Genomic DNA, 22,528 nt, shown 5'->3' with positions numbered 1-22,528 from the left:
TAGACAATGCTACTTCTGCCAGCTCTTCACCAGTTCGTCGTAGTTGATGGTGATCGGCTTTTCCTTCTCGTTCTCGATCTTGAGCTGAGGAGCGAGATTGCCTTTCTTGACCGCGTCGGCGTTCCAGTAGGCGAGGTCATGCTCTTCGGCCATCTTCGGGCCGATATCGCCCTGGACGCCCGACTTCTCGATACGGCTCATCACCTTTTCCTGCTCGCCGCAGAGCGAGTCCATCGCTTCCTGCGCCGTCTTGGCGCCCGACGAAGCATCGCCGATCGCCTGCCACCAAAGCTGTGCCAGCTTCGGATAGTCAGGCACGTTGGTGCCGGTCGGCGACCACTGGACGCGCGCCGGCGAGCGGTAGAACTCGATCAGGCCGCCGAGCTTCGGAGCGCGCTCGGTGAAGCTCTTGTCGTGGATCGTGCTCTCGCGGATGAAGGTCAAGCCGACATGGCTCTTCTTCACGTCGACGGTCTTCGAGGTGACGAACTGCGCGTAAAGCCAGGCGGCCTTGGCGCGGTCGGTTGGGGTCGACTTCATCAGCGTCCAGGAACCCACGTCCTGGTAGCCGAGCTTCATACCGTCCTTCCAGTAGACGCCGTGCGGCGACGGTGCCATACGCCACTTCGGCGTGCCGTCGTCGTTCAGCACTGCCTTTGCGCCGGCATCAACCATCGAAGCCGTGAAGGCGGTGTACCAGAATATCTGCTGCGCGACCGCACCCTGAGCCGGAACTGGTCCGGATTCGGAGAAGGTCATGCCCTGGGCTTCGGCCGGAGCGTAGGCCTTCAGCCAGTCGAGGTACTTCTGGATCGAATAGACGGCCGCCGGGCCATTGGTGTCGCCGCCGCGCGCCGTGCAGGAGCCAACCGGTCGCGAATTCTCGTCAACCTTGATGCCCCATTCGTCGACGGGCAGGCCGTTCGGGAGGCCTTTGTCGCCGTTGCCCGCCATCGACAGCCAGGCGTCGGTGAACCGCCAACCGAGCGACGGATCCTTCTTGCCGTAGTCCATGTGGCCATAGACCTTTTTGCCGTCGATCTCACGGCCGGTGAAGAACTCGGCGATGTCCTCATAGGCCGACCAGTTGACCGGAACGCCGAGGTCGTAGCCGTACTTGGCCTTGAAGTCGGCCTTGTTCTTCTCGTCGTTGAACCAGTCGTAACGGAACCAGTAGAGGTTGGCGAACTGCTGGTCGGGCAGCTGGTAGAGCTTCTTGTCGGGCGCCGTCGTGAACGAGGTGCCGATGAAGTCCTTCAGGTCGAGGTTCGGATTGGTAACGTCCTTGCCGTCGCCCGCCATCCAGTCGGTCAGGTTGCGCACCTGCTGGTAACGCCAATGGGTGCCGATCAGGTCGGAATCGTTGACCCAGCCGTCATAAAGATTCTGGCCGGTCTGCATCTGGGTCTGGATCTTCTCGACGACGTCGCCTTCCTGGATGACGTCATGCGTGACCTTGATGCCGGTGATGGCGGTAAAGGCCGGCGCCAGGACCTGCGATTCATACTGGTGCGTGGCGATGGTTTCCGAAACGACCTTGATGTCCATGCCGGCGAAAGGCTTTGCGGCATCGATGAACCACTGCATTTCGGCTTCCTGGCCGGCGCGGTCGAGCGTCGAAAGCGGTCCGATTTCCTTGTCCAGGAAAGCCTTTGCCTCGTCCATTCCGGCGTAGGCGTTGCCAACCCCGAGCAATAGGACAAGCGCAGTCGTTGATGTTAGAAATTGCCGTCGCATTGTGTTTCCTCCACTGTTTTAAGGTTTCAAGTGCGATCTGGAGCGGCCGCCGGCACGCGGTCGCTCCAACAGTTTCCCCCTCTATACGTAGCGGAACACGCCGACGGCGTAGACCACGGAGAGAGCGAGAGCCCACCACAGGTTGGGTCCGACAAGACCCAGCCAAGCGAGATGGATAAAGGCGCTGCCCAGCAGCGACAGGAAGAGACGGTCGCCACGCGTCGTCTCGAAGCGCAGGACGCCGACGCGCGGACTGCCGCCCGGCGACACATATTCCCACGCCGCCATGCTGCACAGCAGCAAAAGGATGGTTCCGAAGAAGGCCGCGGTCGGCCAGGTCCATGCCATCCAGGTCAGGTCGAAATTCATGACCAACCCCTTCCCGGGGCGAAGCCCTTGGCGATGGTGTTGCGCGCGAACTTCTGCGTTCGTTTCATCAAACCCTCCCCAGGGCGAAGCCCTTGGCGATGTAGTTGCGCACGAACCAGATGACCAGCGCGCCGGGAATCAGCGTCAGCACACCAGCGGCGGCGAGCAGGCCCCAGTCCATGCCGGCGGCCGAAACCGTACGCGTCATGGTGGCGGCGATCGGCTTGGCGTCGGTCGTGGTCAGCGTGCGGGCGATCAGCAGTTCCACCCATGAGAACATGAAGCAGAAGAAGCAGGCGACGCCGATGCCGCTCGCGATCAGCGGCATGAATATCCTGACGAAGAAGCGCGGAAACGAATAGCCGTCAATATAGGCCGTCTCGTCGATTTCCTTCGGCACGCCTGACATGAAGCCTTCGAGGATCCACACCGCCAATGGCACGTTGAACAGGCAATGCGCCAAAGCCACCGCAATGTGCGTGTCGATCAAGCCGAAGGCCGAGTAGAGTTGGAAGAACGGCAGCGCGAACACCGCCGGCGGCGCCATGCGATTGGTCAGCAGCCAGAAAAACAGGTGCTTGTCGCCGAGGAAGCGGTAGCGCGAGAAGGCGTAGGCCGCCGGCAGCGCCGCAGCCACCGAGATCACCATGTTCATCACCACATAGGTGATCGAGTTGACGTAGCCCGAGTACCAGGACGCATCGGTGAAGATGGTGACGTAATTGGCGATCGTCGGTGCATGCGGATAGAGCGTCAGCGAGGAGACGATCTCGGCATTGGTCTTGAAGCTCATATTGATGAGCCAGTAGATCGGCAGCAAAAGCACGATGATGTAGACCGTCGGCACGATCCACCACCAGCGCGATTCCTCGCCGCGGCGGCGCATCAGCCGCGCGATCTGGTCCTGCGACATAGCACTGGCGAGCCCTTCCGAAGCCGTCGTTTCGCTCACTCTGTCCTGCCTCGTCGTTCTTTCGTTGGCGCCGCCCATCTCAGCGCTCCGCGTCGTAGTTGGTCATCACGGTGTAAAACACCCATGACAGCAGAAGGACGATGAGGAAGTAGACCAGCGACATGGCCGCGGCCGGCCCGAGGTCGAACTGGCCGAGCGCCGTCTTGACGAGGTCGATCGACAGGAACGTCGTCGAATTGCCGGGGCCGCCGCCCGTCACCACGAAAGGTTCGGTGTAGATCATGAAGCTGTCCATGAAGCGCAGCAGCACGGCGATCAGCAGCACACGGTTCATCTTCGGCAGCTGGATGTAGCGGAACACCGCCCAGCGCGAGGCACCGTCGATCTTGGCCGCCTGATAGAAGGCATCCGGAATGGAGACCAGGCCGGCATAGCAGAGCAGTACGACGAGGCTGGTCCAGTGCCAGACATCCATGATGATGACGGTGACCCAGGCGTCGAACGAATCCTGTACGTAGTTGTAGTCGATGCCGAGCGCATTGACGTAATAGCCGAGCAGGCCGATGTCGTTGCGCCCGAAAACCTGCCAGATGGTGCCGACGACGTTCCACGGGATCAACAGCGGCAGTGCCATCAGCACCAGGCAGACCGGCACGCCCCACCCCTTCTTGGGCATGTTGAGGGCTATGAAGATGCCGAGCGGCACTTCGATGGCGAGGATGATAAAGGAGAAGATCAGGTTGCGGACCATCGCCTCCCAGAAGCGGCTGGAAGAGAGCAGTTCCTCGAACCACTCGGTGCCGGCCCAGAAGAAGACGTTGTTGCCGAAAGTGTCCTGCACCGAATAGTTGACGACCGTCATCAGCGGGATGACCGCCGAGAATGCCACCAGCACCAGCACTGGCAGCACCAGGAACCAGGCCTTGTTGTTCCAAGTCTTTTCCATCTATGCCCCCATCTCGACGCGCCAGGAATCCGCATAGATGTTGATGCCGGCCGGGTCGAACCGCACCCTCGGATCGGCGGGTACGGTTTCGTCCTCGCCGATCACGGCAGCGATGTCGCGGCCTTCAAGCTTCGCGCGCACCACCTTGTGGCGGCCGAGATCCTCGATCTTGCTGACCTGTACGGCCATGCCGTCACGGCCAAGCCGGACATATTCGGGACGAATGCCAAGCTCTATGGCGCCGCTGGCTGCCTTGGGTGCGCCTGGCAGTTCGATCCGCTGGGCCCCAAGCATCGCCGTCTTGCCCTCGATCGCCACCGGCATGACGTTCATGCCCGGCGAGCCGATGAAATAACCGACAAACGTATGGCGCGGTCGCTCGAACAGTTCCGCCGGCGTGCCGATCTGCACGATGCCGCCATCGTACATGACCACGACCTGGTCGGCGAAGGTCAGCGCCTCGGTCTGGTCGTGCGTCACGTAGACCATGGTGTAGCCAAAGCGGCGATGCAACTGCTTTAGTTGCGAGCGCAGCACCCACTTCATGTGCGGATCGATGACGGTCAGCGGCTCATCGAACAGGATGGCGTTGACATCCGAGCGCACCAGTCCGCGGCCGAGCGATATCTTCTGCTTCTGGTCGGCTGTCAGCCCCCTCGCCTTCTTCTTCGCCCAGGACGCAAGATCGATCATCTCCAGCGTCTCGCGCACCTTGCGGTCGACATCGGCTTCCGGCACGCCGCGATTGCGCAGCGGGAAGGCCAGATTATCGTAGACGGTCATCGTGTCGTAGATGACCGGGAACTGGAACACCTGCGCGATGTTGCGCTCTTGCGTCGACAAGTTGGTCACGTCCTTGCCGTCGAACAGCAACCGGCCATGCGAGGGATGAAGCAGGCCCGAAATGATGTTGAGCAGCGAGGTTTTGCCGCAGCCCGAAGGCCCGAGCAGCGCATAGGCGCCACCATCCTCGAAGATGTGATGCACTTCCTTGAGCGCAAAATCGGCATCCGTGCGCGGGTTCGGTAGGTAGGAGTGGCGGATGTGATTGACGTCGATGCGCGCCATATCGCTCTCCTATGCCGCCAGCTTTGGCGCGCTTACGGCGCTGCCTTGCCCGTCGAAGACCATGATGTGGCGCGGGTCGATGAACACGTCGATCGCGGCGTCAATCTCGAAATCGAGGATACCGTGGCTCAGCATGACCCAGCGCGCATCGGCGAAGTCGAGATGAATGAAGCTCTCCGACCCGGTGATCTCGGTGATGGTGACCTTCGCACGCACCGGCACGGCCAACGCATTGGGCCGATCGAGTGAAAGATGGTGCGGCTGGAAGCCAACCGTATAGTTCGCATCGGCAATGCCGACGAGTTCGGCGGGCACCGGCAGCTTGACGCCGCCTTCGAGCAAAAAGTCCGGACCCTTCTTGGCCAGCACGATGGTGTTGAGCGGCGGGTCGGCGAAAGTCCTGGCCGTCACCAGGTCGACCGGCTTGCGGAACACGTCGATTGTCGGGCCGAACTGGGTGATACGTCCTTCGGAAAGTGTCGCCGTATTGCCGCCGAGCAGCAGCGCTTCGTGCGGCTCGGTCGTGGCATAGACGAAGATGGCGCCGGTGGCGGCAAAGATCCTCGGCAGTTCGGCGCGCAGCTCTTCGCGCAATTTGTAGTCGAGATTGGCAAGCGGCTCGTCAAGCAGCACCAGGCTGGCATTCTTGACGATGGCACGCGCCAGTGCGGTGCGCTGCTGCTGGCCCCCGGACAGGCTGAGCGGCGTGCGGTCGAGATAAGGTGTCAGCTTGAGAAGTGCGGCGGCATTGCGCACTTCCTTGTCAATCTTCGCCTGTTCGGTGCCAGCCACCCTGAGCGGCGAGGCGATGTTCTCGTAGACGGTCATCGCCGGATAGTTGATGAACTGCTGGTAGACCATGGCGATCTTGCGCTGCTGCACCGGCACGCCGGTGACATTTTGACCGTCGAACCAGATCGAACCGGAGGCCGGCACATCGAGGCCGGCCATCAGCCGCATCAGGCTGGTCTTGCCGGAAAGCGTGGGCCCGAGCAGTACGTTGAGCGAGCCATGCTGGAGCGTCAGCGACACGTCGCGGATATGCTCGACCGCACCAACCGTCTTGGTGACGTTCCTTAGTTCCAGCATGACGCCTCCTCCCAGGCTTTCTGCATCAGCTCAAACCCTCTTCATTCCGCAGCCGCGACATGTCGCCGGCTTATGCCGTGCATGAATTCATCGAGCACCGCTACCTGCTCGCGGCTGAGATACAGACCGCGCTTGGTCCGGCGCCACAATACATCTTCAGCGGTGACAGCCCATTCGTTTTGAACGAGATAGCGCACCTCAGCCTCAAAAAGATCGGCGCCGAAGTTGCGGCCCAGATCGGCATTCGATTTGGCCAACCCCAACAGCATCCTTGCGCGGGTGCCGTAGAGCCTGGTCAGTCGCCGGGCCAGGCGCGCGTCGAGGAACGGATAGGCGGTTTTCAGCTTCGCCACTTCGGCATCGAAACCGGTGGCCGGGAAATCGCCGCCCGGCAATGGCGCGTTTGCCGTCCATGGCTTGCCGCGCTTGCCGAGAAAACCCTCGATCTTTTCCAGCATCGATTCCGACAACCGGCGATAGGTGGTGATCTTGCCGCCAAAGGCGTTGATGATCGGGGCAGCGCCCTCGCCGCCATCTGCCTTGAGCACATAGTCGCGCGTCGCTTCCTGGGCCTTGGAGGCGCCATCATCATAGAGCGGACGCACGGCCGAATAGGTCCAGACGATGTCCGAGCGCTTGACCGGTTGCGCAAAATATTCGCTTGCCGCGGCGCAGAGGTAGTCGATCTCTTTGTCGCTGATCTTCACGTCATGCGGGTCGCCGGGGTAATCCTGGTCCGTGGTGCCGATCAGGGTGAACTCGTCCTCGTAAGGAATGGCGAAAATGATGCGACCATCCCTGTTCTGGAAGAAATAGGCCCGCGGATCGTCGAATTTCTTGGCGATGACGATATGGCTGCCTTGCACGAGGCGGACATTGTGCACATCGTTGAGCCCAACGACGCCGGACAGCACATGATCGACCCAGGGGCCAGCGGCGTTGACCAGCAGGCGCGCCTTGATCTCTTCGGTCTTGCCGGTCTGCAGGTCCTCGATCTGAACCGTCCACAAACCGCCTTCGCGGCGCGCGCCGACCACTTTCGTGCGGGTGCGGACCGTTGCGCCACGATCGGCGGCATCACGCGCGTTCAGCGCCACCAGCCGTGCATCATTGACCCAGCCATCCGAATATTCGAAGGCCTTCTTGAACAATGGTTTCAAAGGCTTGCCGGCCGGATCCCTGGCCATGTCAAGCGTCCTGGTCGCCGGCAGCAATTTGCGCCCGCCAATGTGATCGTAGAGAAACAGACCCAGCCTGATCAGCCAGGCCGGGCGCAGGCCCTTGGCATAGGGCAGCACGAAGCGCATCGGCCAGATGATGTGCGGCGCGTTCTTCCACAGAACCTCGCGCTCCATCAGCGCCTCGCGCACCAGGCGGAATTCGTAGAATTCGAGGTAGCGCAGGCCGCCATGGATCAATTTGGTCGAGCCTGAGGAGGTTCCGCTGGCGAGGTCGTTCATCTCGGCGAGGAAGACGGAAAAGCCACGCCCGACAGCATCGCGGGCAATGCCGCAGCCATTGATGCCGCCGCCTATGACGAAAATGTCACGGATCGGAGATGCTTCCACAAATTCCTCCAACGATTTCGCATTGCACCATTTTTGGCCTTTTACGAAACCGTGTCGGGATTATTTCGAAATCATAACGAATGTCAAACGAAATATCACGAGCGTGTGATGCCAAGCCGAAATCGCCTAGGCGAGCGAAGTCTCGATCAGTTGAACCTCGGCCTCCTGGCAGATTTTGCGCACCGACGGGATGTCGCAACGGTCGGTGATGAAGGTGTTGACCTGCGACAGGTGGCCGATGCGCACCGGTGCGGTTCGCTCGAATTTGGTCTGGTCGGAAACCAGGATGACATGCCTTGCATTGGCGATGATTGCCTGCGCTACTTTGACCTCGCGGAAATCGAAGTCGAGCAAGGCGCCGTCATGGTCGATCGCCGAGGCGCCGATCACCGCATAATCGACCTTGAACTGCCTGATGAAGTCGACCGCCGCTTCGCCGACGACGCCACCATCGGAACCACGCACGACGCCACCCGCAATCACAACCTCAATCGACGGATATATCCGCATCCTGTTGGCAACATTGATGTTATTGGTGATCACCATCAGGCCGGTATGATCGAGCAGCGCCTTGCTGACCGACTCTGTCGTGGTGCCGATGTTGATGAACAGCGAGGCGTTGTCGGGAATCAGCCTGGCTGCCGCCCGGCCGATCGCCTCCTTCTCGTCGGCGGCGATCTTGCGCCTGGCCTCATACTCCATGTTCTCGATGCCGGACGGGAACAACGCGCCGCCATGGATGCGCGAAAGCAGCCGCTGGTCGCACAGGTCGTTGAGATCCTTGCGTATGGTCTGCGGCGTCACATTGAAATGTGTGGCCAGATCCTCGACCAGCACCCGACCATGATCCTTGGCCATCTGGATGATTTCGGCATGGCGTGGCGACAAATACATAGGACAACCTCCCGTTTTCGTTTTTCTTGTCTATAGTCGAAAACGAAACCAATGAAAAGGTATAAGCCGGCTAATGAAATGCATATGATTGGAAAGGCAAACGCCAGCGCAATTCCGGCCGGACCAGATCAGGCCGTACCCCGAGCGATTTCCGTGATGACGGTGAAAGCCATATCGACATCGGCGGCGGTCGCTTCGAATTGGCCGACCTGGAAACGGATTGCTATCCGCCCATCGACTTTCGTCTGCGTCAGGTAGATGCGGCCACCGTCGTTGATCGCATTCACAAGCCGTAGATTATGCGCGTCCGTATCTGCGTCGGTTACCGCGTTGTGCCGGAACGAGAACAACGACAGCATCGGTTCGCTGACGATCTCGAAGTCCGGCTCGCTTGCCAGCCGCGCGGCAAGCCCTTCGCTCCACGCGACGTGGTTGCGGATCATCGTTCGCAGGCTTTCCAACCCATGAGCACGCAACAGGAACCACAATTTCAGCGCGCGGAAGCGCCGGCCGAGCGGCACCGACCATTCGGAATAGTTGATGATGCCGTCGCGGCCATGCGTCTTCAGATAATCCGGTTTGATGGCCAGCGTCCTGACATGGCTTTCCGGGTCGCGCAGGAACTGGATCGAGCAGTCGAACTGGGCTCCGAGCCATTTGTGCGGATTGAAAACGACCGAATCGGCACCTTCAACGCCCGTCCAGAAATGTCGATACTCCGGACAGATCATCGCAGATCCGGCCCAGGCGGCATCGACGTGGAGATAAAGGCCATGCCGCCGCGCCACCTCGGCGACCGCTGCAATGTCGTCGGTGCCGCCGGTGCTGGTGCCGCCGACACAAGCGATGATCCCCGCCGGCAGCATGCCGGCTTCCCGGTCGGCGACGATTGCCGCCTCGAGCGCTGCCGTGTCCATGGCGAGAAAACGGTCGCCGACAGGAATGCGCACGAGATTGTCCTCGCCGATGCCGGAAATCCAGATCGCCCGATCGATGGAGGTGTGCACCTGGTCGGAGGAATAGATGCGCAGCCGCGCCTGCCCGGCCAACCCTTGTTTGTTGCCTTGCCAGTCCAACGCCCGTTCACGCATGGTCAGCACCGCGGCCAGCGTCGCCGACGAGGCTGAATCCTGGATCACCCCGGAAAACCCTTCCGGCAGGCCGAGCGCCTGGCGCATCCAGTCGACGGTGCGTGTTTCGAGCTCGGTTGCCGCTGGCGACGTCTGCCAAAGCATGCATTGCGCGGCCATCGCCGAAACCAGATATTCCGCCACCACCGAAACAGGCGCCGCATTGGCCGGGAAGTATGCGAAGAAGCGCGGATGCTGCCAATGCGTCATGCCAGGCAAAATCTTCTCTTCGAAGTCGGCGAAGATCCGGTCCATCGGTTCGGCGTCTTCCGGCGGCGAAGCCTCTATGCTTCTAAAGATGTCGCCGGGCTCGACGAGTGGCCGCACCGGCCGCTCGCGCAGCGTGTTGCGATAGTCGGCGCCCCAGTCGGCGGCGCGCCGCGACCACTGCCGAAAATCATCACTGTTCATCGTATCCCCCTTGGAGTGGACATTTCCTCTGCGGCGCGACGGTAGAATTGCCTTGGTGTGTTCGTCCAGCGGCCTGATCACAAACTGCGTCGTCGCCAGATCGCCAGCACGACGACGCACGCGCTCGCCAGGCTCCCGGACATTGATCTTCTTGAGGGTCGAAATCGATCCAGCAGCGGCGGCATCGCTTCACAGTCGTGCAGTTCCCCACCAACGGCCGGAATGAAGACCTGATCCTATTCTACGTCGAGAACCAGGAAATGGCAGATCGACAGTTGGGCCAACTGGAGATCAGATTCTCAACTTTCTAAGTCAGATCGCTTGTCCCCACGGTCATTTCCCATTCGCCTCCGGCAGATTCCAACCAGAACATCCAGCCTCTCCGGAGGTTATTGACTTGCGCTGGCGCGTGAACTTAAATCGATCAAAAAATAACTACGACCTATTGTCGTAAATGGGGGCTTTCAATTTGGTGTGGTTGAGATGGATCTATAAGAGATATCCCAGAGGGGCCTCTTTATTTGAACTTTTGTTTTTAATTGGATTGCTCGTCACTTATCTATGGATAGTGCCGCTCTGGTTTTGGAGCATATATCGTCTAAATATCGCGGTTCCGGACAGCGTATCGGCATTCTTCTACGAGATTTGGCTAGAAAAGAACTTTATACGATCATTTCTGATCGCTTCAATTGTATGCTTTATTCTGGCAAGCATCTACATACGACGTACTTCGCCGCGAGAAATGGGTCTTACTACTAGAAACATTTGGATCTCAGGACGCGACTGCATATATTTAGTTCTCATTATCTGTATATGCGCAATCGCCATCATGGCCATATCAAATAACTATTTATCAATAGATGGATATCTATCAAAACAGAAAATAACTGGCAGGACTTTATTATCAGACATTTTTGTAGCCATCCTGTCTGGCACGGCTCAGCAATTTCTTCTGCAGAGCTTTATTCTGCAACGAACGCTAGCAATATTTAGAAACAAGCCGACAGCGATTCTTTGCTCATCATTTGTATTTTGCCTTATCCACGCGCCAAACATAATACTGATGGTCGCCACCATGATTTTCGGCACCGCGTGTAGTTTTCTGTTCATTAGGAATAGAAATATCTTCACCATTGGAATCATGCATGGTGTAGTCCAACAGGCCTTAAGGATATTTCTTGCGTCAATCATTTTGTCTGGATCTTACCTCGACGGTAGAGGATATTTTACATTCGATCTGAGCGTAGGGCCTCCTAAAGGATACCCGGCATACCTGGCTGAATTGGAGTACAAAGGAAGCCTCCCTCTGGCGCAGAGTGCTGCCGGAGGCGTAATTATCATCCCGGTTTTGGTAGCAAACAAGAGCACGAAGACGTGGTCTTCAACTGATAAAAGACTATCTGGTGTCGGTTGGTTATCGCCTCATCGACCAAAACGGAGATGTGATATCAGCAGACAATCCTTTAACGCCCTTCGACACACCAATTGAGCCCGGGAAGTCCGAGACCGTCGAGATCACGTTGAACGCGCCCTTGAAGGGTGGAGACTACTATTTGGAAGTCGATATCGTGCGCTCTAATTCAGATTCGGAAGCAATAACCTGGTTTAGACGCAAAGGTTCAAAAACGATACTCATACCTATTTCTGTGCGTTAAATCGCTTCGAGCAAGACGCGCCCGACGCAGGTGTACCTGGCAGGAAGGAACAGAGGCGCGTCTTCGCTATCCAGGGAATTCCGGCAGGCTGGCAAAAGCCGTCTTCAGCGCATTCGACCAGCCGTCCGAGATCGTGCGATAGTACTGATCGTCCTGACCGAACCGCTTCTTCAACCCGACCGTGAAGGCGTCCTTCTCAAGGAAGAGCAGGTCGAGCGGCAAGCCGACCGACAGGTTCGACTTCAACGTCGAATCGAACGACACCAGCAGCAGCTTCACCGTCTCGGCAAGGCTCATCGACTTTTCATAGGCGCGGATGATGATGGGCTTGCCGTATTTGGTCTCGCCGATCTGGAAGAACGGCGTGTCATCGGTCGATTCAATGAAATTGCCTTCGGGGTAGATCATGAACAGGCGCGGTTCGCTGCCCTTGATCTGGCCGCCGAGGATGAAGGAGGCATTAAAGTAGGAATCTGCCTTTTCGCCCGCAGGCGACGAATTGGCGATGACCTCCTTGACTGTATCGCCGACCAGCCGCACCGTCTGATACATTGATGGCGTCTCCAGCAGCGTGGCGTGACGATCGGCAACGGCCTTGGTGCGTTCGTCAAGCAGGCTGACCACGGCCTGCGTCGTCGCCAGGTTGCCCGCCGACATCAGCACGATGACGCGCTCTCCCGGCTGCTCCCAGACATGCATCTTTCGGAAGGTGGAAATCGAATCCATGCCGGCATTGGTGCGCGTGTCGGACATGAACACGAGCCCGCGATCGATCTTCAGGCCAACGCAATAAGTCATGGAATCTCCCTAGAGCAATTCCAGAAAAAGTGTAAGGCGGTTTTCCGCCCGGAATTGCTCCAAACAAAACAAGTGGAGTGGTTCATCGTTTTCGTGAAACGACGAACCGCCCCACCGGCAATCTTGCGAAGGATTACTGCTCCACCGTGACGGTGACGGCAAGCTGTTCTTCCGCCTGTCCCAGCCGAATTCCCGACACCGGCGTAGCGTCGCGGTAATCGCGTCCCGTCGCCACCTTTACATAACGCTCGTCAGGCGAAATGCCATTGGCGGCATCGAAGGCAACCCAGCCGAGGCCCGAAACATGCGCTTCGGCCCAGGCATGGCTTGCGGCCTGCTCGACCGTCGCATCCAGCATCAGATAGCCGCTGACATAGCGGGCTGGAAAGCCCATGGCGCGCGCCGCGGCGGCAAAGATATGGGTGTGATCCTGGCAGACACCGGTTTTGAGCGCCAAGGCTTCCTCCGCGGGCGTCGTCGCATTGGTAGTGCCGGACGTGTAGGCGACGCGCTCGCCGATAACTGCCATCAGCCGGTGCAGCCTTTCGATGTCAGTGCCCTTGCCGATCGATGCGGCGAGTTCGCGAACACCGCTGCCGATCGCCGTCAATGGCGTTTCATGGCTGTACAGCCAGAGCGGCGTGAAGCCTTGGTGTGGTCCGGAGACGCCTGCCGTGTCGCGCGTCACCACTTCGCCTGATGCTTCCACCGTGATGAAGTCGCGCTCACCCTCGACGCTCAGCAGCCTTGTGTCATTGCCGAAATGGTCCACAAAGCGAACCTCTTCGCGCGCGCCTTCGATGGTCAGAGCCCAGGACAGAACGGTCTGCGTCGATCCGCTGACCGGAAGCAGCCGCAAGCGCTGCAACAGATAGTGCACCGGTGCATCGTAGCGGTATTCGGTCCGGTGGGTGATCTTCAGCCGCATGCGCTATGTCCCGCCTGTGAGCATGATCTTGTCCCACTTTTCGGAGTCATGCTCAATTGAACCGGTAGTCCTGCGCGATCTCGTCGCCAAGCCTGGTGTTGTCGCGAATGAAATTGGCCAGGAATTCATGCAGGCCCGCGTCGAATATGTCCTTGATCGATCCTGCTCTAAGCATGGCCTGCGTCTTGTCCGCCGTCGCGTGGCAGGCATGGCGCTCGCCATAGTCGTCGCCGAGGAACTTCAGATGTTCGGACAGGAAGCGATAGCAGAAGGTCAGAGAACGCGGCATGCGGACATTGAGGATCAGATAGTCGGCAATGTTGGTCGGTTTGTAGTCGGCATCATAGACCCAGCGATAGGAGCGATGCGCCGACACCGAACGCAGGATCGATTCCCACTGGTAGTTGTCGAGCGTCGAGCCGACCCAGGAGATCGACGGCAAGAGCACGTAGTATTTCACGTCGAGGATGCGCGCCGTGTTGTCGGCGCGCTCGACATAGGTGCCGAGCTGCGAGAAATCGAAGATCTCGTTGCGCAGCATGGTGCCATAGAACGAGCCGCGGATCAGCGCCGTCTCGCGCTTGATGGCGTCGAGCACGCTGGGTAGGTCGCGCTCGTCGATCGGCCTTGCCAGCATCCGCTTCAGCGCCATCCAGGCTTCGTTGATGCTTTCCCAGGTCTCGCGCGTCAGCGCGGTGCGCACCATGCGGGCATTGTTGCGGGCCGTTTCGATCGAAGACATTGTGCTCGAGGGATTCGACGTGTCGCGCAAAAGAAAGTCGGCGACATTGGCGGCGGTATAGTCAGAATATTTCTGGCTGAAGGTGATGTCGGAACCGGCGCTGAGCAGCACCGAATTCCACTCTTCCGACGCGCTCTGGGTGCGGGTCAGCGCCATGCGCAGGCCGGCATCGACCAGCCGCGCCATATTCTCCGCCCGCTCTATGTAGCGGTTCATCCAGTAAAGCCCGTTGGCGGTGCGGCCGAGAAGCATGTCAACGTGCCCCGATTTTGAGCGAATAGCGAATAGCGAGTAGCGAATAGCGGAATATCGGCTTCATGACTTTTGTTGCAAACTCCTGATCATGGAACGCAGCATTTTCCCGATCTCATCGGCTTTGCTAAGCAAACGCACCACCTCCGCCTCAACCATTAACCCTACTTTTTCAGACAAGATCAGGTGTGTTTCCAACTCTTTGAGAGATCCCTGCGCCATGCGCAGAAACTGAATGAATGATCCTGTATTTTCTCGCCCATGTCCTTCGGCGATGTTCTCGGCAATTGATACGGACGACCGCCGCATCTGAGAGGTCATCCCGTAGATTTCGCCGGTTGGGAAGGCTTTCGTTACGGAATAACAATCTACAGCCAACTCGACGGCTGCCTTCCAGACAATTAAGTCCCTGTAAGAATTGATCGCCGTCTTGCTGCCCTCCTTCCCCTATTCGCTATTCACTATTCGCTATTCGCTCTAATCATCCAGCACCCACGTATCCTTCGTCCCGCCGCCTTGCGAGGAGTTGACGACCAGCGAGCCTTCCTTCAGCGCGACGCGGGTTAGCCCGCCGGGGACGATCTGGATGCGGTCGGAGACCAGCACGTAGGGCCTGAGATCGACGTGGCGTGGAGCCAGCCCTTTTTCCGTCAGGATCGGGCATGTCGACAGCGCCAATGTCGGTTGGGCGATGTAATTGGAGGGTTTGGCCGCCAGCTTCTTGGCAAACGTCTCGCATTCTTTCTTGGTCGCCGCCGGCCCAACCAGCATGCCGTAGCCGCCGGACCCATGGACTTCCTTGATCACCAGCTCATCGATGTGTTCGAGCACATATTTCAGGCTGTCGGGTTCCGAGCAGCGCCAGGTCGGAATGTTGCCGAGGATCGCCTTGCGGCCGGTATAGAATTCGATGATCTCGGGCATGTAGGAATAGATCGCCTTGTCGTCGGCGATACCGGTGCCCGGCGCATTGGCGATGGTGATGTTGCCGGCACGATAGACATCCATGATGCCAGGTATGCCAAGTGTAGAGTCAGGGCGGAAGGTCAGCGGGTCGAGGAACGAATCGTCGACGCGGCGGTACAGCACGTCGATCTGCTTGTAGCCTTCGGTCGTGCGCATCGCGACATGGCCGTCGACGACCCGCAGATCCTGGCCTTCGACCAGTTGCACGCCCATCTGGTCGGCCAGGAAGGCGTGTTCGAAATAGGCGGAGTTGAAGCTGCCGGGCGTCAACACCGCAATTGTCGGCGCGCCCTTGGTGCTCTGCGGCCGCACTGCCGCCAGCGACTGGCGCAGAAGCTGCGGGTAGTTCTCCACAGGCCGCACCTTGATTTTCTGGAACAGCTCGGGGAACAGCTGCATCATCGTCTCGCGGTTCTCCAGCATGTAGGAGACGCCCGACGGCGTGCGCGCATTGTCCTCCAGCACATAGAATTCGTCCTCTGAGATGCGGACGATGTCGACGCCGATAATGTGAGTGTAGACGCCGGCCGGCGGCCTGACCCCGATCATTTCCGGCAGGAATGCTTCGTTCCTGGCGATCAGTTCCCTTGGGACGCGCCCGGCGCGCAGGATTTCCTGGCGATGGTAGATGTCGTCGAGGAACGCGTTCAGCGCCTGCACGCGCTGCTCGATGCCTTGCGTGAGACGCCGCCACTCATTGCCCGAAATGATGCGGGGAACGATGTCGAAAGGGATCAGCCGTTCGGAGGCTTCCTGCTCGCCATAGACGGCGAAGGTGATGCCGGTCTTGCGGAAGACGCGTTCGGCGTCCTGCATCTTCTCGGTAAGCCTGGCCGGATCCTGCTCCTTCAGCCAGCGATCATAAGCCGAATACGGTCTTCTCAATCCGGAAACTTCCGGAAGCATTTCATCGAACGCTGCCAATCGCATACTCCCCTGTGACACCATTTCACTGGCGTCGCCGGAGAAAATCAAGCGCAATCGGTGATTTGGGAGATACGCACGATCAGTATGTTGCGGCTGCCTAAAATTGAGGCAGCTGAAATACAACAGTAATCAGGCTTTGCCTCGTGTCCGGGCAAGTGGTTTTCCAGCTAGAAAGCGCGGAACGTGACGACGGTGAATGTGTCTTTGATGCCGGGGAGAATCTGCACCTTCTCGTTGACGAAATGACCGACGTCTTCCTCGTCGTCGACATAGAATTTGGCGAGCAGATCGTAGTTGCCGGCGGTGGAGTAGATTTCCGAAGCGATCTCGGCATCGGCAAGCGCGCTGGCAACCTCATAGGATTTGCCCAGTTCGCATTTGATCTGCACGAAAAATGCCTTCATGGCTTCGTCCCGCTAAACATCCAAGTCCAAGCGGCCCTTCTGGCAGACTGGAGGCGGGCTTTCAAGCGCTGGAATCCGTATCCAGCCGGCCTGGGCTCGGGCTGCGGTTCCCGCAGCTCCGCCACCGACATGCCGCGTCTAACCGGGCGAGATGAATATTCACCAATCGCTGAAACCGGGATGCACCGCCAAGCGTATGTTATGATGCGTCTTCGGACAGCACGTTTTGAGGGAAGATATTTCGCGAGCCAATGGAGACAGGCCATGCGCCGCGCCTTTTTCGCATTCGCAGTCATTCCATTCATCTTGGTGTCGTCGGCGTTTGCCGGCGACGCTGAGATCAAGGCAGCGCAGTCCGTCATCGACGGCCAGTTGAAGGCTCTCATCGCCAATGACGGCGCCACCGCCTACAGTTTCGCCGCACCGAACGTGAAACGGATTTTTCCGACCGTCGACGCCTTCATGAACATGGTGACCAACGGCTATCCGCCGGTGCGCAAGCCGCAAACCTACTCTTTCGGCAAGGTCGAGGAGACGGCTCCGGGTTCGATCGTCCAGCAGGTGCTTATCGTCGGACCCGACGGCAAGGACTACGAGGCTGTCTACACCTTGCAGCAGCAGCCCGACGGCACCTTCCAGATCACCGGCTGCAGCCTGCGCGCCTCGAATTCACTCAGCACCTGAGGCTTCACAGCAACGGGATATCGCCCTTTGCCCAGCCTTCTGCGATCTCTGCCGAGCGCGCTTCGAACGCGCAGGCCCCAATCGAGGTGCGAATGTCCTGCATCAGCTTCTGATAGTAGGAAAGATTATTCCATGTCAGAAGCATCGCCCCAAGCGCCTCCTGCGAGCGCACCAGATGGTGCAGATAGGCACGCGAATAGTCCCGGGCGGCAGGGCAATCGCTCTCCTCGTCCAATGGACGCGGGTCGTCGGCATGGCGGGCATTGCGCAAATTGACCTTGCCGCGCCTTGTATAGGCAAGGCCATGGCGGCCGGCCCGTGTCGGCATCACGCAATCGAACATGTCGATACCTCGCGCCACGGATTTCAGGATATCGTCAGGCGTGCCGACGCCCATCAAATAGCGCGGCTTGTCATCAGGCAGTTCCGGACAGGTGATGTCGAGCATCTCGAGCATCACCGCTTGCGGTTCGCCGACGGCAAGACCGCCGACAGCGTAGCCCTTCAGCCCCATCGCGCTCAGCGCCTGCGCCGACCGCACCCGTAGTGCCGCGTTATCGCCGCCTTGCACGATGCCGAACATCGCCTTGCCCGGCTGGTCGCCGAACGCCGTCTTGCAACGTTCGGCCCAGCGCAGCGACAACTCCATGGCGCGCTCGATCTCCTTCATCTGGGCCGGCAGCGCCGTGCATTCGTCGAGCTGCATCTGGATATCCGAATCGAGCAGTCCCTGGATCTCGATCGAGCGCTCCGGCGACATCTCGTAGGCGGCGCCATCGATATGCGAGCGGAAGGTGACGCCCTTTTCGGTCAGTTTTCTCAGCTTCGACAGCGACATCACCTGGAAACCGCCGCTGTCAGTCAGGATCGGATGTGGCCAGCGCGCGAACTCGTGCAAGCCGCCGAGCCGCGCCACACGCTCGGCGCCGGGCCGCAGCATCAGATGATAGGTGTTGCCCAGGATGATGTCGGCACCGACACCGCGCACCTGGTCCATATACATGGTTTTGACAGTGCCGCCGGTGCCGACCGGCATGAACGCCGGCGTGCGGATTTCACCGCGCGGCATGTCGATCACGCCGCGCCGTGCTCTGCCGTCAGTCGCCAGAACCTTGAAGCTGAACGGCTTAGCCATTGAATTCCTTGTCATGGACCGGTGCGCCGGGTGCCTGCCTGTCGAGCGACTGCCGGTAGTGGATGCAGCCGCGCATGAATTTGGGCCAGGGCGGCACGGCGATCGCCGGCTCGATCCTCTCCGGCAACAGCGACCACAAATCGGAGTGATGCCAGCACAGATCATGCCCTGTTGCATCGCGGTGGGCACGAATGCCGGCGCGCAGTTTCTTCACCTCCGCGATCAGGGCGTCGCGGTCCATGTTCTTGAGGTCATCGTCCATCGCTCGTCTCCGCTCGATAAAGCAGGCTTGAGTCGCCATAGGAATAGAACCTGTAACGGTTCTCGATGGCATGCTCATAGGCCGCACGCATCGTATCAAGTCCGCTGAAGGCCGAAACCAGCATGAACAGCGTCGAGCGCGGCAGATGGAAATTGGTCATCAGCAAGTCGGCGGTGCGAAAACGATAGCCGGGCGTGATGAAGATGTCGGTTGGGCCGGACCAGGCAGCCATGGCACCGTTCTCACGCACAGCACTCTCCAGCAGGCGCAGCGAGGTTGTGCCTACGGCGACGATGCGTCCGCCCCTCGCCTTCGCTGCGTTCAACGCGTCGGCGGTTTCTGCGCTGACTGAACCCGTCTCGGCATGCATCTTGTGGTCGGCGGTATCGTCCGCCTTCACCGGCAGGAACGTACCGGCGCCGACATGCAAGGTGACGAAGCGGCGTTCGATGCCCTTGGCGTCAAGCGCTGCAAAAAGCTCCGGCGTGAAATGCAGGCCCGCTGTCGGTGCCGCGACGGCACCTTCCTCGCGGGCATAGATGGTCTGGTAGTCGGCCCGGTCGCGTTCGTCGTCATCGCGCTTCGAGGCAATATAGGGCGGCAGCGGAATGTGGCCGACCGCGTGCAGCGCCTCATCGAGGAAAGGCCCTGACAGATCGAAGCCAAGCAGCGCCTCGCCGCCCTCGCCTTTCTCGATCACCGTAGCGTCAAGCTGGCCGAGAAAACAGGAATTGCCGTCATGGCCGAAATGAATGCGGTCACCGGCAGCAATGCGCTTGCCCGGCCGCATGAAGGCCAGCCAGCGGTCGGGTGCCATGCGCATGTGCAGCGTGGCCTCTACCTGTGCCGCCGCCTCGCCGCGCCGCCTGATGCCTTTGAGCTGCGCCGGAATGACCTTGGTATCGTTGAACACCAGCACGTCGCCGGCCCTGAGCAAGGATGGCAGGTCACTAACCGTGCGGTCGTCGAGCCCCTCGCCTGGCTTCACGACCAGCATCTTGGCGCTGTCGCGCGGCTCTGCCGGACGAAGCGCGATGCGCTCCTCCGGCAATTCGAAATCAAAGAGGTCGACGCGCATCAATAGAGCCGGACGAGCAGCGCTCCGGCCAGCAGCAGCACCGCGCCGGCAACGCGGCCGAGCGAGATTTCACGCACCGCGACGCCGAGGAAGCCGACGCGGTCGATGAGCATGCCGGCCAGCAACTGGCCGGCCACCAGAAACGCCATCAGCGCGGCGGCGCCGATGCGCGGTGTCAGGATCGTCGACAGCGTCACATAGAAGCCGCCGAGCATTCCGCCTGCGACGAACAGCCAGGGCGCCGGCGCTTTCCATTCGAGCGAGATGCCTTGCAGCTTCACCACCGCGAGGGAGATGACGCCAAGCACGATCGCGCCCGATAGAAACGAAAACGCCGCCGCCGCGACCGGAAGCCCGAGATCGCGCGCCAGTTGCGAATTGATTGGCGCCTGAATGGCAATGAAGGCGCCGGACAGGATGCCGAGAAGCGACCATACGACGCCCATCATTATCGATTACCCTTACTTGACGTCGGCCGCGACCTTCAGCGACACGATCTTGTCGGGATCCTGCACCGGCTCGCCGCGCTTGATTTTGTCGACATTGTCCATGCCTTCGATGACCTGGCCCCAGACCGTGTACTGGCGGTTGAGGAAGGCGGCATCGTCGAAGCAGATGAAGAACTGCGAATTGGCCGAGTTCGGATTCTGCGAACGGGCCATCGAGCAGGTGCCGCGGCCATGGTTGGCGTTTGAGAATTCGGCCTTCAGGTCCGGCTTCTCCGAGCCACCCATGCCCGCGCGGGATGGAGCAAATGTCGGTTTGGTCGAATTGCCGAACTTGACGTCGCCGGTCTGCGCCATGAAGCCCTCGATGACGCGGTGGAAGACCACCCCATCATAAGCGCCTTCGCGGGCCAGTTCTTTGATGCGGGCGACATGGCCGGGCGCCAGGTCGGGGAAAAGTTCAATGACCACATTGCCCTTCGTCGTTTCCATGATGAGCGCGTTCTCGCGATCTTTGATTTCGGCCATGTCAGATATCCTTTTGAAAAAACATAGTTATTTGTCGGCGGCGATGCGCACTTTGATCATCCGGTCAGGATCGGTGACCGTGCCATTGTCCGCTTCGTCGCCCTTCTTGATGTTGTCCACCAGCTCCATGCCGCTGACGACATTGCCGACGATGGTGTACTGGCCATCAAGTGGCGGCGCCGGTGCGAACATGATGAAGAACTGCGAATTGGCGGAGTTGGGGTCCTGCGAGCGGGCCATGCCGACCACGCCGCGTTTGAAGCGTTCGGTCTGCGAGAATTCAGCCGGCAGATCGGCCAGATCGGAACCGCCGGTGCCGACGGCCTCGGCGCTGAAACCCTTCGTCATGTTGCCGAACTTGACGTCGCCGGTCTGCGCCATGAAACCATCGATGACGCGGTGGAAGGCGACGTTGTCATAGGCGCCCTGGCGCACCAGCGTCTTGATTTGGGCAACGTTCTTGGGTGCGAGGTCGGGCCGAAGAGCAACGGTCACATCGCCGTCCTTCAGCGTGATGATCATGGTGTTTTCCGGGTCGGCGGCGAAAGCCGAGACCGATGCGGTCACGAGGCCGGCAAACACGACGAGGAACGAGGCGAGCTTCTTCAGCTGCATGGTTTTCTCCGAGAAACTTATTTTGCGAATTTGGCGGTGAGCGCACCGGCAACCGCCGCCGGCACGAAGGGGCGAATGTCGCCTCCCATCGAGGCAATCTGGCGGACAAGTGTGGCGGTAATGGTGCGCACGGAGGGGCTGGCGGGCAGAAAAACCGTCTGCAGTTGAGGCGCCATGGTCTCGTTCATGCCGGCCATCTGCATCTCGTAGTCGAGGTCGGTACCGTCGCGAAGGCCGCGGATCATGATCGACGCGCCCTGCTTCCTGGCAGCGTCGATGACCAGACCGTCGAAGGCGACGACCTTGATGCGGGTGCTGTCGCGGCCGAATTCCGCTTTCGTCGCCGTCTCGATCAGCTTCACCCGTTCCTCGAAGGAAAACAGCGGCTGCTTGCCCGGATGAATGCCGATCGCCGCATAAACGACATCGGCCACGGCCAGCGACGCCTTCAGCACGTCGAGATGGCCATTGGTCAGCGGGTCGAAAGAGCCGGCATAGAGGGCGATGCGTTCAGTCATGGCTGGTGCTTCTAATGCATGATCCCAAAAAGTGGAAACCGGTTTTTGGAAAAGATCATGCTCAAATGAAAGCTAGAGCCTGTTCCATCTTCCGTCCATCAAGATGGAACAGGCTCTAGCGAGCCTCTCTCGCAAAGGCAAATCCGATTGGCGCGCCGGCCGTGAACCTTTTCCGGCACATGGACGACAGATGAACACGCTGATCACGGAGCCTTCACGCAGCGTTCACTAGGTTGCGCCTTAATAAGATGAAACCAAAATCCCACCTATCCGTTGTAAGGCGCAGGAGAACACGCACATGCTGATCTACATGCTCGCCATCGCAATGACCGTCGCCATGCTGATCGCCACCCTACTTGGGCTGCATCATGAGGCACAACGCGTCCGCGTCAAGGCTAACACCAAACGCTTCGAAGGCTTCGGCCCCCGCAAGCCGTATCGTCACCACTAAGTCGGTCCAGACTT

Annotated in this window: 25 protein-coding genes; 3 read left to right on the top strand and 22 right to left on the bottom strand. The window is 59.6% G+C overall.

What is annotated here, in order from left to right; translation table 11 throughout:
• Positions 1-9: 9 nt before the first annotated feature.
• The 9 genes from NKJ90_RS12570 to NKJ90_RS12530 form a co-directional block, all read right to left on the bottom strand.
• The gene (locus NKJ90_RS12570; RefSeq protein WP_023759295.1) at positions 10-1,737 is read right to left on the bottom strand and encodes an ABC transporter substrate-binding protein; all 1,728 of its coding nucleotides are present in this window, start codon (positions 1,735-1,737) and stop codon (positions 10-12) included.
• A gap of 81 nt (positions 1,738-1,818) precedes the next feature.
• A complete protein-coding gene (locus NKJ90_RS12565; RefSeq protein WP_023759296.1) occupies positions 1,819-2,106 on the bottom strand; it encodes a DUF2160 domain-containing protein in 288 nt (95 codons plus the stop codon).
• A 67-nt stretch (positions 2,107-2,173) separates the two neighbouring features.
• Positions 2,174-3,097, bottom strand: coding sequence for a carbohydrate ABC transporter permease (locus tag NKJ90_RS12560; protein ID WP_023759297.1), 924 nt, complete (start codon positions 3,095-3,097; stop codon positions 2,174-2,176).
• 1 nt (position 3,098) lies between these two features.
• The gene (locus NKJ90_RS12555; RefSeq protein WP_023759298.1) at positions 3,099-3,965 is read right to left on the bottom strand and encodes a carbohydrate ABC transporter permease; all 867 of its coding nucleotides are present in this window, start codon (positions 3,963-3,965) and stop codon (positions 3,099-3,101) included.
• Positions 3,966-5,033: an ABC transporter ATP-binding protein gene (locus tag NKJ90_RS12550; protein WP_023759299.1), complete on the bottom strand. Its 1,068-nt coding sequence runs from the start codon at positions 5,031-5,033 to the stop codon at positions 3,966-3,968.
• Between the two features lie 9 nt (positions 5,034-5,042).
• Entirely contained in the window at positions 5,043-6,122 is a 1,080-nt protein-coding gene (locus NKJ90_RS12545) for an ABC transporter ATP-binding protein (protein WP_352486129.1), read from the bottom strand.
• 41 nt (positions 6,123-6,163) lie between these two features.
• Positions 6,164-7,690 carry a glycerol-3-phosphate dehydrogenase gene (gene glpD, locus NKJ90_RS12540; protein WP_023759301.1) on the bottom strand — a complete coding sequence of 509 codons (1,527 nt, stop codon included), beginning with the start codon at positions 7,688-7,690 and terminating at the stop codon, positions 6,164-6,166.
• A gap of 126 nt (positions 7,691-7,816) precedes the next feature.
• Positions 7,817-8,584: a DeoR/GlpR family DNA-binding transcription regulator gene (locus NKJ90_RS12535; protein WP_023759302.1), complete on the bottom strand. Its 768-nt coding sequence runs from the start codon at positions 8,582-8,584 to the stop codon at positions 7,817-7,819.
• 128 nt (positions 8,585-8,712) lie between these two features.
• Positions 8,713-10,125 (bottom strand): pyridoxal phosphate-dependent decarboxylase family protein, encoded by a 1,413-nt coding sequence (locus NKJ90_RS12530; protein WP_023759303.1) that lies wholly within the window; start codon positions 10,123-10,125, stop codon positions 8,713-8,715.
• A gap of 454 nt (positions 10,126-10,579) precedes the next feature.
• On the opposite strand from NKJ90_RS12530, the gene NKJ90_RS12525 reads away from it, so the two are divergent.
• On the top strand, positions 10,580-11,614 hold the full coding sequence (locus tag NKJ90_RS12525; RefSeq protein WP_352486128.1) for a CPBP family intramembrane glutamic endopeptidase: 1,035 nt from the start codon (positions 10,580-10,582) through the stop codon (positions 11,612-11,614).
• A gap of 232 nt (positions 11,615-11,846) precedes the next feature.
• Here the strand turns inward: NKJ90_RS12525 and NKJ90_RS12520 are convergent, their stop codons facing one another.
• The 6 genes from NKJ90_RS12520 to NKJ90_RS12495 form a co-directional block, all read right to left on the bottom strand.
• Positions 11,847-12,578, bottom strand: a complete 732-nt coding sequence (locus NKJ90_RS12520; protein ID WP_023759306.1) for a proteasome-type protease — start codon at positions 12,576-12,578, stop codon at positions 11,847-11,849.
• A gap of 133 nt (positions 12,579-12,711) precedes the next feature.
• A complete protein-coding gene (locus NKJ90_RS12515) occupies positions 12,712-13,506 on the bottom strand; it encodes a transglutaminase family protein (protein WP_023759307.1) in 795 nt (264 codons plus the stop codon).
• Positions 13,507-13,558: 52 nt separating this feature from the next.
• Complete coding sequence (locus NKJ90_RS12510; protein WP_023759308.1) at positions 13,559-14,500, bottom strand: alpha-E domain-containing protein; 942 nt, start codon at positions 14,498-14,500, stop codon at positions 13,559-13,561.
• Between the two features lie 63 nt (positions 14,501-14,563).
• Positions 14,564-14,923 carry a four helix bundle protein gene (locus NKJ90_RS12505; protein WP_084025415.1) on the bottom strand — a complete coding sequence of 120 codons (360 nt, stop codon included), beginning with the start codon at positions 14,921-14,923 and terminating at the stop codon, positions 14,564-14,566.
• Between the two features lie 54 nt (positions 14,924-14,977).
• Entirely contained in the window at positions 14,978-16,390 is a 1,413-nt protein-coding gene (locus NKJ90_RS12500; RefSeq protein ID WP_023759310.1) for a circularly permuted type 2 ATP-grasp protein, read from the bottom strand.
• A 170-nt stretch (positions 16,391-16,560) separates the two neighbouring features.
• The gene (locus NKJ90_RS12495; protein WP_010909609.1) at positions 16,561-16,797 is read right to left on the bottom strand and encodes an Lrp/AsnC family transcriptional regulator; all 237 of its coding nucleotides are present in this window, start codon (positions 16,795-16,797) and stop codon (positions 16,561-16,563) included.
• A 264-nt stretch (positions 16,798-17,061) separates the two neighbouring features.
• Here NKJ90_RS12495 and NKJ90_RS12490 point away from each other — a divergent pair, with 264 nt between their 5' ends.
• Positions 17,062-17,481 (top strand): DUF4864 domain-containing protein, encoded by a 420-nt coding sequence (locus tag NKJ90_RS12490; protein WP_023759311.1) that lies wholly within the window; start codon positions 17,062-17,064, stop codon positions 17,479-17,481.
• Positions 17,482-17,485: 4 nt separating this feature from the next.
• On the opposite strand, the gene tgt is transcribed toward NKJ90_RS12490, so the two are convergent.
• Genes tgt through coaD form a run of 7 tightly spaced genes read right to left on the bottom strand, consistent with a single transcriptional unit; the run spans position 17,486 to position 22,063 of the window.
• A complete protein-coding gene (gene tgt / locus NKJ90_RS12485; RefSeq protein WP_023759312.1) occupies positions 17,486-18,616 on the bottom strand; it encodes a tRNA guanosine(34) transglycosylase Tgt in 1,131 nt (376 codons plus the stop codon).
• Positions 18,609-18,878 carry a hypothetical protein gene (locus NKJ90_RS12480; protein WP_023759313.1) on the bottom strand — a complete coding sequence of 90 codons (270 nt, stop codon included), beginning with the start codon at positions 18,876-18,878 and terminating at the stop codon, positions 18,609-18,611. The genes tgt and NKJ90_RS12480 overlap by 8 nt, the downstream gene beginning before the upstream one ends.
• Positions 18,868-19,956 (bottom strand): tRNA preQ1(34) S-adenosylmethionine ribosyltransferase-isomerase QueA, encoded by a 1,089-nt coding sequence (gene queA, locus NKJ90_RS12475; protein WP_023759314.1) that lies wholly within the window; start codon positions 19,954-19,956, stop codon positions 18,868-18,870. The genes NKJ90_RS12480 and queA overlap by 11 nt, the downstream gene beginning before the upstream one ends.
• Complete coding sequence (locus tag NKJ90_RS12470; RefSeq protein ID WP_023759315.1) at positions 19,956-20,405, bottom strand: DMT family transporter; 450 nt, start codon at positions 20,403-20,405, stop codon at positions 19,956-19,958. Before NKJ90_RS12470 ends, queA begins: the two co-directional genes overlap by 1 nt.
• Positions 20,406-20,417: 12 nt before the next feature.
• Positions 20,418-20,930, bottom strand: a complete 513-nt coding sequence (locus NKJ90_RS12465; RefSeq protein WP_023759316.1) for a peptidylprolyl isomerase — start codon at positions 20,928-20,930, stop codon at positions 20,418-20,420.
• A gap of 27 nt (positions 20,931-20,957) precedes the next feature.
• Positions 20,958-21,545 (bottom strand): peptidylprolyl isomerase, encoded by a 588-nt coding sequence (locus NKJ90_RS12460; protein WP_023759317.1) that lies wholly within the window; start codon positions 21,543-21,545, stop codon positions 20,958-20,960.
• A gap of 17 nt (positions 21,546-21,562) precedes the next feature.
• Entirely contained in the window at positions 21,563-22,063 is a 501-nt protein-coding gene (gene coaD, locus NKJ90_RS12455) for a pantetheine-phosphate adenylyltransferase (RefSeq protein ID WP_023759318.1), read from the bottom strand.
• Positions 22,064-22,361: 298 nt separating this feature from the next.
• Between coaD and NKJ90_RS12450 the strand changes: the two genes are divergently transcribed.
• Entirely contained in the window at positions 22,362-22,514 is a 153-nt protein-coding gene (locus NKJ90_RS12450) for a hypothetical protein (protein WP_023759319.1), read from the top strand.
• Positions 22,515-22,528: the final 14 nt, after the last annotated feature.

The organism is Mesorhizobium sp. M0051 (assembly GCF_040323235.1).
Classification (GTDB): domain Bacteria; phylum Pseudomonadota; class Alphaproteobacteria; order Rhizobiales; family Rhizobiaceae; genus Mesorhizobium.
This window is presented reverse-complemented; position numbering and strand designations above follow the sequence as displayed.